General features: G+C 59.4%; 7 protein-coding genes and 1 pseudogene. 3 read left to right on the top strand and 5 right to left on the bottom strand.

Features of this window, described 5'->3' with window-relative positions; translation table 11 throughout:
- Positions 1 to 212 (top strand): annotated as a pseudogene (locus tag DL86_RS17155) (AI-2E family transporter); the annotation flags it as partial.
- Positions 213 to 659: 447 nt separating this feature from the next.
- Here the strand turns inward: DL86_RS17155 and DL86_RS17150 are convergent.
- A complete protein-coding gene (locus DL86_RS17150; RefSeq protein ID WP_036263838.1) occupies positions 660 to 1,229 on the bottom strand; it encodes a hypothetical protein in 570 nt (189 codons plus the stop codon).
- 1,720 nt (positions 1,230 to 2,949) lie between these two features.
- Here DL86_RS17150 and DL86_RS17145 point away from each other — a divergent pair.
- A complete protein-coding gene (locus tag DL86_RS17145; RefSeq protein WP_084572993.1) occupies positions 2,950 to 4,098 on the top strand; it encodes an efflux RND transporter periplasmic adaptor subunit in 1,149 nt (382 codons plus the stop codon).
- A gap of 6 nt (positions 4,099 to 4,104) precedes the next feature.
- A complete protein-coding gene (locus tag DL86_RS17140; RefSeq protein WP_051953649.1) occupies positions 4,105 to 7,227 on the top strand; it encodes an efflux RND transporter permease subunit in 3,123 nt (1,040 codons plus the stop codon).
- 70 nt (positions 7,228 to 7,297) lie between these two features.
- Here the strand turns inward: DL86_RS17140 and DL86_RS17135 are convergent, their stop codons facing one another.
- The 4 genes from DL86_RS17135 to DL86_RS17115 form a co-directional block, all read right to left on the bottom strand.
- Positions 7,298 to 8,041, bottom strand: a complete 744-nt coding sequence (locus tag DL86_RS17135; RefSeq protein ID WP_036264153.1) for an outer membrane protein — start codon at positions 8,039 to 8,041, stop codon at positions 7,298 to 7,300.
- A gap of 68 nt (positions 8,042 to 8,109) precedes the next feature.
- On the bottom strand, positions 8,110 to 10,545 hold the full coding sequence (locus DL86_RS17130) for a TonB-dependent receptor (RefSeq protein WP_036263835.1): 2,436 nt from the start codon (positions 10,543 to 10,545) through the stop codon (positions 8,110 to 8,112).
- Positions 10,546 to 11,097: 552 nt separating this feature from the next.
- Complete coding sequence (locus DL86_RS17120; protein ID WP_036263829.1) at positions 11,098 to 11,694, bottom strand: helix-turn-helix domain-containing protein; 597 nt, start codon at positions 11,692 to 11,694, stop codon at positions 11,098 to 11,100.
- Between the two features lie 167 nt (positions 11,695 to 11,861).
- Positions 11,862 to 12,296 carry an RrF2 family transcriptional regulator gene (locus DL86_RS17115; RefSeq protein ID WP_036263826.1) on the bottom strand — a complete coding sequence of 145 codons (435 nt, stop codon included), beginning with the start codon at positions 12,294 to 12,296 and terminating at the stop codon, positions 11,862 to 11,864.
- Positions 12,297 to 12,503: the final 207 nt, after the last annotated feature.

Genomic DNA, 12,503 nt, shown 5'->3' with positions numbered 1-12,503 from the left:
CTTTGTTCACCGCCAAGACCCTCGCCATTTCTCCCTTCGTCGTGATGTTCGCGGTGTTCTTCTGGGGCTTCATCTGGGGCTTGCCAGGGACCTTCATCGGCGTTCCAATTCTGATCGCATTCCTCACCGTCTGCGAGCAATACCCTTCCCTCCAATGGATCGCAGTGCTCCTCTCGGGACAAGCGCCACCCGACAAGACACACAACGCATAATCGGCGAAGCGACGCGCCCGCTATTTGAATCGCACAGCCGTGGCGCGCGAGCTGGCTTTCCATTCAACTTCGCAATTGCAGGCGTTGCGGAGGAACTGCGCTTTTGGAGGGATGGCGAACTAAGGCGCCGTCAGTGCGCCGGCTTGGCGCGTCTGCGCCGCTGCTCGGCGCGCAGTCGTCTACGCTGGGCGCGGCGCTCCCACCAGGACAGGGGATGAGCGCGACGGCGGCGGTGTCGCGACGTGGGGGAAGCGGGAGGCGCCGATTCAGCGGCCGGAGCCGCAGCAATGGCTTGGGACGTCGCGACGGCGGCAAGCGCAGCTGCCGCGCCTATCGCAAAAAGACCGTCTAAGAAGGAGCGCCGAGACAACATTTTCCATAAGCCCTTTCTGCCAAGCGGGACTCAACTCTACTCGCTCATGCGCCCAAGCTCAGCCCGCAGCGGCGCTATTCGCCTCGCCCGGACGACTTCCCGACGCGCGCGGCGCCTTGGCGAGGCCAGAACGTCATCCCAAGTCCGATGAAAAGCGCAGCGGCCAGGACAAAAAAGAGGGCGGATTGCTTCAGCCACGTGATGGCCGGAACGGCGAGAGCCATGGCTAGACCGAGGAAAGCAATTTCCAAAGATAGAAGATTGACTCCCGCGACAAAGGTGCCGAGCGCAAGCAACATCAAAAGCACCAGACTGGTTGCCGGCGCATTCAACATTCTCTGAACGCCGGGCAACAGCACGATGTTCATCGTTACCAAAAACGCCAACCAGTGCAGCGCCTGCATCCACACCAGCCGAATGCGCGCTTGCCGGTCGTCGAGACGGGACCACCCCGTGACGACGCAGACAACGCCGATCGCCAGAGCCAAAAACTCCCAATAGCCGATCAGAGGCTGATGCGAAATATTGGTGAAGGCCACGCCGAAGATTGCCAATATGAGCACGATGACGTAGGGCAATTTTCGCCGCAATAGGCTTGCTCTGCCGGACTCGGCGGGCTCTCTTGTGAGTTTAGGTTCGCTCATCGGCAATCCAATCCTGAACGCTCCGCCAGCGCCGCACCTGACTCTCCCGCCCGATTTCGGGGGACCTTCAAAGCCCCTCTCATCATTGGCTGGTTTATGTGTCTTGAAAATGCATTGGTCGCCCATGGCGTAGAATTTGGTGCTAGCTACCTTCGCGCTGGACTTTCGGCCGGAAAGTCGTCCTTCACTCCAGTTGCATTTATGCTCAAATTGACCCTGTGTCCCATCTTCTAAGCAATCCCGTACGACACCTCAGGGCCGCAGTTCTTCTAAGATAAACGTATCGCAGGCGCCTAAACTCGTCAACGCAAGGTCAGAAAAATATCTTGAACGCGACCGGTTGAGCGGAAGCCAGCCGCCCGCCCTTCGGCCTGCGCAACCAGCTTCAGGAGCGATCACTGGCAAGCCCGGGAAGTCTCGCGTCAAGGCAAATCCGACGCGCCTAAATCCCGAACGCCGCTCTCGCCGCAGGATCCCCTTTCCGCTTCCGAAAAAGGGGTCCCCGCTTATTAAATCGTTCTACTTTACAATGCGGCGCCCCAATCTTGCGCCGCATTGTAAATCCGCTGTATCGCACCATCGTTGACGGAGGGGGCAAATCTTGTGATCCTGTGGCGGCGCATCGGGCGCGCGGATTCTGTCTACAAGCGGAAAAGTTGGAAGAACGCGCAATCCCGCGAATGGCCTGAGTTGACTAGAGTCCGGATTCTAATTGCCGAAAGGGTCTAGTCATGTTGTCACGGCGCGTTTTCCTAGACGGACTTTTTGCGATCGGCGCGGCGGCGGTGCTTGCTGCGGCGCCGTCCGCGCTTGCCGCTGCTGCCGAGGCCAATACAGAAAAACGCGCTCGCGCGACTTCGCGACTGCCCCGCCGCCGCCGTAGTCCGGGCACATGGTGGCGCTACCGCGCCAGTCGAAAATAATCGGGCCTTCGTCGCCTCTCGGGAAAAGGGTCAACGCCGCTCTGCATAGCGCCGCGAAGCCAGTGGAGTCCCCGGCTAGACAGAGAGGGCGGCGCTCCGCCCGCGAGCGTCGCCACGCGACGCCGAACGACGTTTCCAGTTGGGGCTGGACGGCAAATGCCTGAAGTGGATCACGCGCGGAGCGAGCCAACGGCCGACGCTCCCGCGCAATGAACGCGTTCATCGCGGCGACCGCGGTGCAGAATGGTCTCACGCTCTAACCGGCCACGCTCTAACCGGCAATGACGCGGAGTTCGACGCCCTGGGCGCTCGCCTGCTCGGCCCTTGGCGCCGCGCTTCTTCATGCGAATTTGCTGGAGTCTTCGACGTCGGCGGCGGCCGTCTCTTTGCCGTCCCGCCTCGAGGCAGTCGTCAGAGCCGCCCATTAGCCGGAGGGACGGGGCCCGCCCCTCGGTAGAGGTCCCAACGGCTCCAGCGCAGCGATGGCTAGAGCCGGATGATTTTGGACGGAATCGCAACGCGATCTCGTCCAAAGTCTTAAATCCGCCTCTCATCAAAGAGTTAGAGCATGATGTCGTCCGAAAACCGGTTTCCACTTTTCGGCATCATGCTCTAGTGACGCCTGCCGCACGCCGCTCGAAAAATGCCAATTGCATCTCGACAAAATCTCCCCGCTCGAATATCCGATTAACTCTATCGACTTTGCCGTATTAAATCCAATGGGACCGCCTCCGGGATGGCCGCGAGAGCCGCCGCGCCGCCAACGCTTCTGTTGCCGCTGAATGGGATATCGATAAATGCGTAAAACGTCGCTTGCCTTAGCATCGGCTCTGGCAGCCGGTTCCGCCGCCGGATTGTGGTTCGGCGCACGGTCCGCGCCCGTCGACGGTCCTGCGCGCGTCGTCCCCGTGCCTGTCGGAGCAAGCCCCGCGGCGCGGCGCGACGTTCCAATCTACCTTTTTGGCCTCGGCAATGTGCAGGCCTATAATTCGGTGGCGGTCCGAGCTCGGATTGACGGCCAGATCACAGAGGTGGCGTTCAAGGAAGGGCAAGAGCTGAAGGCGGGCGACGTGCTCGTCAAAATAGATGCGCGCAGCTTTCAGGCCAATCTTGATCAGGCGCTGGCCAAAAAGGCCCAGGATCAGGCGCAGCTCGACAATATTCGCCGCGATCTCCAGCGCCACGCCGCGCTGGTCGAAAAGAATTTCGTCGCTCGCCAGCAATTCGATACGACGCAAGCGCAGGTGGCGCAGCTAGAGGCGGCGATCAAAGGCGACGAGGCTTCGATCGAATATGCGCAGGTGAACCTCGGCTATGCGACAATTCGATCCCCCCTCACCGGACGGGCGGGGATTCGCCGGATCGATAGCGGCAATATCGTCCATGCGAATGATCCCGACAGCATCGTCACAGTCACCCAGACCCGCCCGATCAGCATATTGTTCACTCTGCCAGAGGATGCGCTGCAAGGGATCGTCAAGGCCATGGCCGTGGGGCCTTTGCCGGTGGCCGCGTTGAGCCGCGACGGCGAGCGGCAGTTTGACGTCGGCGAACTCACATTGATTGACAATGCGATCGATCAGGCGACCGGGACGGTCCGGCTCAAAGCAACGCTTCCGAACGAGGCTGGGCTGCTCTGGCCCGGACAATTCGTCATGACGCGGCTGCATCTGTCGACCCTACGCGACGTTCTAACCATTCCCGCAGCCGCCATCCAGAACGGCCCCGATGGAAGATTTGCTTATCTCGTCAAGAGCGACGGCGCAGTCGAGGCGCGCAAACTCAAGCTCGGCCCCGAAAACGCGGAAACGGCGGTAGTCGAGGCCGGTCTCAGGGACGGCGACCTTGTCGTGACAAGCGGACAGTACCGCCTTCTGCCGGGCTCGAAGGTGGAGGTCGAGGCGAGTCCGCCGGCAAACCCACTTGTCGCGAGCAAGCGGGACTAGCGGTCGATGCGCCTCTCAACGCCCTTCATAGAGCGGCCCGTCGGCACAACTTTGTTGATGCTCGCGGTCACCCTGCTTGGCCTTGTCGCCGTTCCCCAATTGCCGATCGCGCCGCTGCCGCAGATCGACTTTCCGACGCTTCAGGTCACGACAAATTTGCCGGGCGCGGATCCCCTGACGGTCGCCTCTTCGGTGACAAGTCCATTGGAGCGGCAGTTCTCGCAAATATCTGGGCTGACCCAACTGACCTCGACGAGCGTTCTGGGCTCTTCGTCCATCAGTCTGCAGTTCGACCTCGACCGCAATATCGACGCCGCCGCCCAGGACGTCCAAACCGCGATCAATGCAGCGGGGGGAAGTCTGCCAAAAACGCTGCCCTATCCGCCGACCTACCGCAAGTCCAATCCCGCCGACTTTCCGATGCTGATCCTCAGCGTTTCTTCCGACACGCTGCCGCTCACCACAGTGGACGATTACGCCGACAATGTGCTTGCGCAACAGATCAGCCGCATCCTCGGCGTCGGCCAGGTCTCGATCCAGGGCGAGCGCAAGCCGGCGATCCGGGTCCAGGCCGACCCATTGAAACTCGCCGCGATGGGGCTCAGCCTCGAGGATCTGCGGGGAACCATCGCCAGCGCGACGGTCGATGCGCCGAAGGGCAGCATCGAAAGCGAGCGCCGCAATTTCACGATCTACGCCAATGACCAGCTGACCAACGCCGCGCCGTGGAACGATATCATCATAGCCTATCGCAATGGCGCGCCGGTTCGAATCCGCGACATCGGCCAGGCGATTGGCGGCGCCGAGAATGTGAAGAGCGTTGGTTGGGCGAGCGGTCATGCCGCGATCGTCCTCGCGATCTTCAAGTTGCCGGGTGCCAATGTCATCGACGCGGTCGCACGGGTGAAGGCGGCGCTTCCCTTGTTGCAGGCCTCAATGCCGCCAGCGTTGAAGGTCGCGATCGAGGTCGACCGGACCAGCACCATCCACGCCGCAGTCGATGACGTGCAATGGACGCTTCTGATCACGACTGTCCTGGTGGTGATCGTTATCTTTCTGTTCCTTGGAAACCTGCGCGCGACGCTGATCCCGAGCGTTGCCGTGCCGCTGTCGCTGCTCGGCGCCTGCGCCCTCATGTTTGTGGCTGGCTTCAGTCTCGACAATCTTTCCTTGATGGCGCTCACGATCTCCGTCGGCTTCGTCGTCGACGACGCGATCGTCATGCTGGAAAATATCTACCGCCATGTCGAAGCGGGTTTGAGCCCAAAAGAGGCAGCGCTGAAGGGTGCGTCCGAAATCGGCTTCACGATCATCTCCATCAGCTTGTCCTTGGTCGCAGTCTTCATCCCAATCCTTATGATGTCCGGGATCGTTGGCCGCCTCTTGCGCGAATTCTCCTTCACCGTCGCCTTGACGATCCTAGTCTCGGCCATCGTCTCGCTGACCTTGACGCCGATGATGTGCGCCCGCCTTCTCGATCGCGAGAGCATGGCGAATCCCGGCCGCGTCTCAAGGCTGTTTGAGGCCGCGTTCGCCGCGCTGCTGGCGGCATATGCGAAAGGCCTCGACATTGTGTTGCGGCATCAGCGGATGACTTTGCTTGTCTTCGTCGGCACGGTGGCATTGACTGGCTTTCTTTATGTCGCCATCCCGAAAGGGTTTTTTCCGCAGCAGGACACCGGCGTCATCTATGGGATCACCGAGGCCGCGCAAGACATCTCCTTCGTTGAGATGACCAAGCGCCAATTGGCGGTCACCGATGCGATCTCCGGCGATCCCGACATCATGGGATGGGTTTCGACCATCGGCAGTCTTGGCGCCAACGCGTCCAATACCGGCTTCATCCGCATTGGCCTCAAACCGCATAGCGAGCGGCGCGCAAGCGCCAATGAGGTCATCGCGCGGTTGCGCAAGAAGCTCGCAGCGGTTCAAGGCGTCATGTTCTTCATGCAGGTTCCGCAGGATCTCAACGTCGGAGCAAGGACAAGCCGCACCCAATATCAATATACGCTTCAGCATGCCGATATCGGCGAATTGAATCATTGGGCGCCGATGATTCTGGACAAGCTGAAGACCTTGCCTGAATTGCAGGATGTCGCGAGCGATCAGCAAAATCGCGGCGCCGCGATCAGCATCGTCATCGATCGCGATCAGGCGTCGCGCTTCGGCATTCGGCCGCAGGTCATTGACGACACGCTCTATGATGCATTCGGACAACGTCCAGTGGCCCAATACTTCACCCAGCTCAACAATTACCGCGTGGTGCTCGAGGTCCTGCCCGAGCTGCAAAGCCGGCTGGACACTCTAGAAAAGATCTATATCGCATCGCCTACGACAGGCCGGCAGGTGCCGCTCTCCGCCTTTGTCCATTACGCTTCGGATCAGGTTGGCTTTTTATCGGTCAACCACCAGAGCCAATTCCCGGCCGTGACGCTGTCCTTCAATTTGAAGCCGGGCGCCTCGCTTGGCGAGGCGGTCGATGCGATCAATGCCGCCGAGGCCCAAATCGGCGCGCCAGCGACCTTAATCCGCGGCTTTCAAGGCTCCGCCCAGGCATTTCAAAAAACCCTGGCTTCGCAGCCCTATCTGATCCTCGCGGCCCTGGTGGCGGTCTACATCATTCTCGGCGTGCTTTATGAGAGCTTCATTCATCCTCTGACTATTCTCTCGACACTTCCCTCCGCGGGCGCCGGGGCCTTGTTGTTTCTGATGCTGTTTCACAAGGATATGTCGCTTATCGCCCTGATCGGCATTCTTTTATTGATCGGCATCGTCAAGAAGAATGGCATCATGATGGTCGACGTCGCCATCAGCGCGCAGCGCGACCGTCGGCTGGCGCCGATCGAGGCGATCCGCGAAGCCTGCCTGCTTCGCTTCCGGCCGATCATGATGACGACAATGGCCGCCATTCTCGGCGGCCTGCCGCTTATGCTCGGCTCCGGCGCCGGATCGGAATTGCGCCAGCCTCTCGGAGTGGCCATGGTCGGGGGCTTGCTCGTCAGTCAGATATTGACCTTGTTCACGACGCCGGTCATCTATCTCGCCTTCGAATATCTGCGGAGCCCTCGCCCAGCGCCTGCCGGAGAGCGCGGGGCTCAGCCTGAGATTAGTCCGGCGGCGGCTGAGTAGATCGCCATCGGCCTCGGCGCGGGAGTTTTGGCGCTCGCGCGGTTAGTTGGTTTAGCTATCGTCAAGCCGCTTAATTTTTTGCCACGATCGCCGCGGGAGCAGAGGCGCCGAACTTGTAACTGAAGCCTGCCTTGACTTGATTTTCCGTCCAATGATGGCTTTCGAACACCTGCGGAAAAACGGCGGGGCCATCATAGAAATAGCCGAAATCCGAATAGCGATATTCAGCCCGCACGGACCAATGGTTATCGACCGCATATTCGACGCCGCCGCCGACCGTCCAGCCGCTTCGTGTCGTCCGAAAATTGCCTTGCGCTCCGAGCACATTGTAGGCGTTGAGAATGGCGGCGTAAGCGCCGCCGCCTGTCGCGTAGACGAGAATGTGATCAAAAGCGATGCCAATCCGGCCGCGAATATTGCCTTGAACCGGCGAGCGAGTATTGGACAACAGGTAGGATGTTGGCTGAATGCTCTTGTTTAAGGTCGTGCCGTCAACTTCGCCCTCTAGTCCAAGCACCCATTGGTTGACCTGCCAGTTATGGCCGATATGAACGCCGCCGATGGCGCCCGCCGGGCTCACGGCGCTCGAAACATAGGCGGGCGGGAGAAACCCGCCGCCAAGGGGGCCGCTGAGAACCGTTAATTGGCTGTTGTCCGCGCCCCAGGCATAGCCAATCTGGCCCCCAAGATAGAAGCCGCCCCAGGCGAAGATCGGCGCTGCGGGCGGCGGCGGGCCCAAGGGGAGATCGGCGGCGGCGGCGGAGCCGGCGAGCGCCAAGGCGCATGTCGGAGCGATGAGAATTCTTGCTAACATTGTCGTTCCTTTCAAAGCTGCTTTGGTCTTCATGAAAATGTCCTCGACGCGCGATTGCCGCGTCGCTCTCAGAGCTTGGCCCTGAGGGTCAATCCGGCCATGAGCGGATCGCCGACATTGCCGCCGATGCCGCCTCCGCCGCCGCTTAGCGCCGGCGAAAGGTTGATGAAGTAACGCTTGTCCAGCGCATTATGGGCCCACACGGAAAAGTCCCAGCTGGCGTCCTCGAACCTAATCCCGGCGTGAAGATTGAGCAGGCCATATGCGGGGATGAGGCTGTAGATTGAATCGTTGGCCTCCGAATATTGCTGGGTCTGATAGGTGAAGTCGGCTCCTACATAGGCAACCAAGGGCTTCGGGCTGATCGCTTCAAAGGGATCGAGCCTATGGGTGTAATCGGCGCCGACCGCCATCGCGAATTTCGGGACGATCGACAACGGCTTGCCGGTGAAATTGCAGCTTTTCGGCCCCCCGGGGTAGTTCATTTCGAACGGGCACGGGCCACTATTGAAGGAGTCAAAATATGCGTCGTCGTAAGTGAATGACGCATAAGCCGTTATCTCCTCGGTCGGCTTCGCCCGAAGATCGAGTTCAACGCCGCGCGAGATTGCCCGCTTTGCGTTGGCGAGGTAGCTGACCGGCGTCGAGCCAACCAGGCTGGTGACATTGGTGATGTAATTATTCATGACCATCACGAAGGCGGACGCATTTGCCTGCAGGCGCCCGTCGAAGAAGCTGCTCTTCACCCCGACCTCGTAGTTGTCGAGCTCTTCCGCCTTAACGGTGGTTTTTGCGTTGAGAGGAAGGTTGGCGACAGGATTGGGCCCGCCGGCGCGTCCGCCCCTGGAATAGGTTACATATCCCATCACATCCGGGGTAAACTTGTAGGAGGCCGACGCGAGCGCGGAAATCAGCCCTTGGCGGGTGACGGCGTAGAATTCCCTGTTGGCGCCAATCTGTCCATTCTGAATATTGATGACCTGCTGGATCTGCGCGGGGGTCAAGCCAGAGTAGTCGTTGACGCTGAACCTATATTGGCGGAACAGGCTTTGCTTGGCCGAGTAGGAGTAGCGCAGGCCGGCATCGATGTCGAGATTTGGCGTGGCGTGCCAGACTCCTTGCGCGAAGGGCGCTATCTGATTGGTCTCCGGATTGTCATAGAACTGACTGCCGAGATAGTTTAGCGCCCGGTTGTAAACGAGAAGGGTCGCCGGCGCGGACGAGCTGGCGAACCAGTTCCCCGCTTTCGGGCCATAGGTCGTCAGACCATGGTCATACAGATTCTCATGGAGAAAAAATAATCCCGCGCTTCCCTCGACCGGCAGACCCTTCGGCGAACTGATCTTGATGTTTTGAGTGATCGATCTTTCCGGCGAAACGTGACCATTGGAATTCAAAGTCAGCGGAACTCCGCCGAAGTTGCCGTTTCGGTTATTTGGATGGAAGTCCCAACCCCGATAGGAGGAAATTGAATTTAGGGTGAAGCCGTTAAAGGCGTAGTCGACGATAGCCGCCGCGCCCTCGGTTTCCTGTGCAGTCTGCAGATAGCCGACGACATCCGTCTTGTAGCGGTCGAGCGCATTCCACGGCAGGGGCGTGTAGCCGACCCTGGCCGCTCGAGCATAGAAGCCATTTACAACAGGCGCGCCGTTCGCGTAATTCGTGACTACTCCGTTGAAAAGGGAGACGCAGCAGGACTGATTGACATGCGAATAATCGAAGACAAGGCGGACGGAGAGGTCATTTGTAGGCGTCAACAGGATCTGACCGCGGGCGCCCTTCGAGTGCCAATCATTATTGTTCTGCCCTTGATTATAATTGTAGATATAGCCTTCGCGATCGGTCCCAAAGGCGGAGAGTCGGAAAGCGGCCTTGTCGCTTTCGGCGATGGCCCCGGTGGCGGAGGCTTTGACCTGGACGTAGTTGTAATTGCCATAGGACACTTCGGCGGTTTCCTGCGCGACGAAACTCGGCAGCGCCGTGGTGATGTAGACGGCGCCGCCGGTGCTGTCCTGGCCGCCGGAGGTGGATTGAGGCCCCTTCAGCACCTGGATGCCCTCTAGGTCTGGAATATCGAAGATCGCTTGGCCGGGGCGCGGTTGGTAGACGCCGTCTATGTAAATCGGCACGCCGCCGAAAATGGAGTCGGTCGCGTTGGAGGTGGCGGCGCCAAATCCGCGAATATTGACGGTGAGGTTGCGGACGTTGGAGAACTTGATTTGCAGGCTGGGCGCGAGTTTCTGCGCTTGCAGAAGATTGGTGATGTTCAGGTCCTGGATTTGCTGCTTGGTGACCACAGACACAGCTTGAGGCGTAGATTGGAATGCCGTCGCCTGTTCCTGCGAGATGGCCTCCACTGTGTCCGCCGCCGGCGCAGTGACCACCACGTCCTCGACATGGCCCTCGACAGCGGCTTGCCCCCAAGCGGCGGTGGAAGCGGTTAGGCTAAGGTAGACAGGCAGGCTGATGCGCTGGGCTAGTCGCGGTGACTTTTTTGTTTTCATGATGGCGTTCCGTGGGTATTGGCACAGCCGCGAGTCGCGGCGTTGCTATTGGAGATGGCCTGAAGATCTATCGATCAAAATCGTAGGATTTAACAAATCTCTATTAAGTCGATGGATAGTGTCAATTTAGAAAGCGCGGCGCGCCGTCGATCTCAAAATATGCGTGCAAAAATGCCACAGCGGGCGCCGTGCATCCGTCCTCGATCCGATCTTTCGAGCAGAATCGATGCAGTAGAATCGCCGGCGTCTGAGGGTTTTGGGTCGGCGCGCCTCGCGGATCGGCGGACTGAATGCGGGATTTCTTGCGCTTTCGTGGCGGGCGATGTCAGACGCCAAACGCCGCAGGAAAGGCGTCGTGCGGGCGCGGCCCATTCCGCAAGCGGCGATAAGGGACTTGCATCCCTCAGTAAGGGTGACCATCCGAATGCCAAGTGCGGAGCGCGCGTTTCCGGTTTCAATTGGCGGGCGCCCCCGACGGTCGGGTTGCGGCGCGCTATTGAGGCAATTGACGCCAATGATCTCGGGGTTCGGACATTGATGTGGTCGCGAGGTTCAGGCCTCGGTCAAATCAACGTAGGACATGACGAGATAGAGAAGGGCTTCAGACGATCCCAGATTTCGGTATGTATGCGGAACGTCGCCGTCGAAGACCAGTGCGTCGCCCTCCCCAAGTCGTTGCGTCGGGTCTTTGCCCGCCGTGATTTCGATGTGCCCGCGGACGACGACAAGGCTTTCCAGAGTTCCTGGGCTGTGCGCCTCGGAGCGCACGGCGTGATGCGGCGCAAGGGTCAATTCATAAAATTCGACCAGCCGCTGGGAATCGTCAAGAAACAGGGGGCGAGAGGTGAAAAGTCCATCGTTCGAAGAGATGACTTTCTGTTGATCTTTTCTCAGAACAAACGCGCCGCGACGATGACGCGCCGAAATCAAGCTGCCAAAGGGAACGCCAAGGGCGTTGGCGATTTTCCATAGAAGATTGATTGTCGGGGCCATTTCCCCCAGGGCGATCGCGGTGAGCTTTTTCTCCCCAAGTCCCGACAACGCAGCCAGCTTTTCAAGGGACCCTCCTTGGCGCAACATCAACCTGCGCAGCCGATCTCCGATGCCTGCGTCGTAATTGCCTGTTTTGGAATCGCCAGTTATCCGCATCGCCTCTAAGGGGAAAAAGGGGAGATATCTCATAAAGTCTATATTATTTATAGACGAATAACGCGCGCTTCCCCTCGGCGTCAAGCGGATCGCTCTCTGGTCTACGAATTTCTGAACCCCCCAGAGCTAACGCAATATTTCGGTGGGGAATTGAGAAAGCCAGGCCATCATCGAAGCGGCTGCTTGTCTCGGTCGCCTCGCGTGCACAAGGAGGCGATGCTCGTGCGATCGAGAATAAGCCCTATGGCGTCGCGCACGTCGAGCATCAAATTACGGACGGCGCAGGCGTCCTCGTCCGGACAATCGGCGCATTTGCGGTAGGCGGTGCGGCTGGCGCAAGCGATCGGCGCCAGAGGTCCATCCAAAATACGAATTATTTGGCCAACGGTAATTTTATCGCTTGGACGCGCCAAATGATACCCGCCGCCCTTGCCTTTCTTGCTGGTCAAGATGCCGGCATTCTTCAGTTCGAGCAGGATGGCGTCGAGGAATTTACGCGGGATCTGGTTTTGAGCGGCAATCTCGGCTGCAAGGCAGGGACCCTCGAACGTCGCCAAATGCATCAGCGCCTTGAGGCCATATTTTCCTTTGTTCGACAGCATGGATCCACTTGAAGCTTAGGCGCCGGCGCATGCGCCGAATGCCTCCATTGCCCGCCGAGCCGGTTACAACTCCAATTCATAGTGGAGATTGGCGACGCTCGCAATTTGCCTGCATTTCCGTCTCCTCACAAAGCGCCCAGATCGGCCTCCGATTAACGACGCGATCTTAAATTGGGTCCGGTCCGCATCCTGTCGGTTGACCGGGCG

It is taken from the genome of Methylocapsa aurea, assembly GCF_000746085.1.
Taxonomy (GTDB): domain Bacteria; phylum Pseudomonadota; class Alphaproteobacteria; order Rhizobiales; family Beijerinckiaceae; genus Methylocapsa; species Methylocapsa aurea.
Note: the sequence above shows the minus strand (reverse complement) of the source record. Positions and strands in the feature narration are given on the sequence as shown.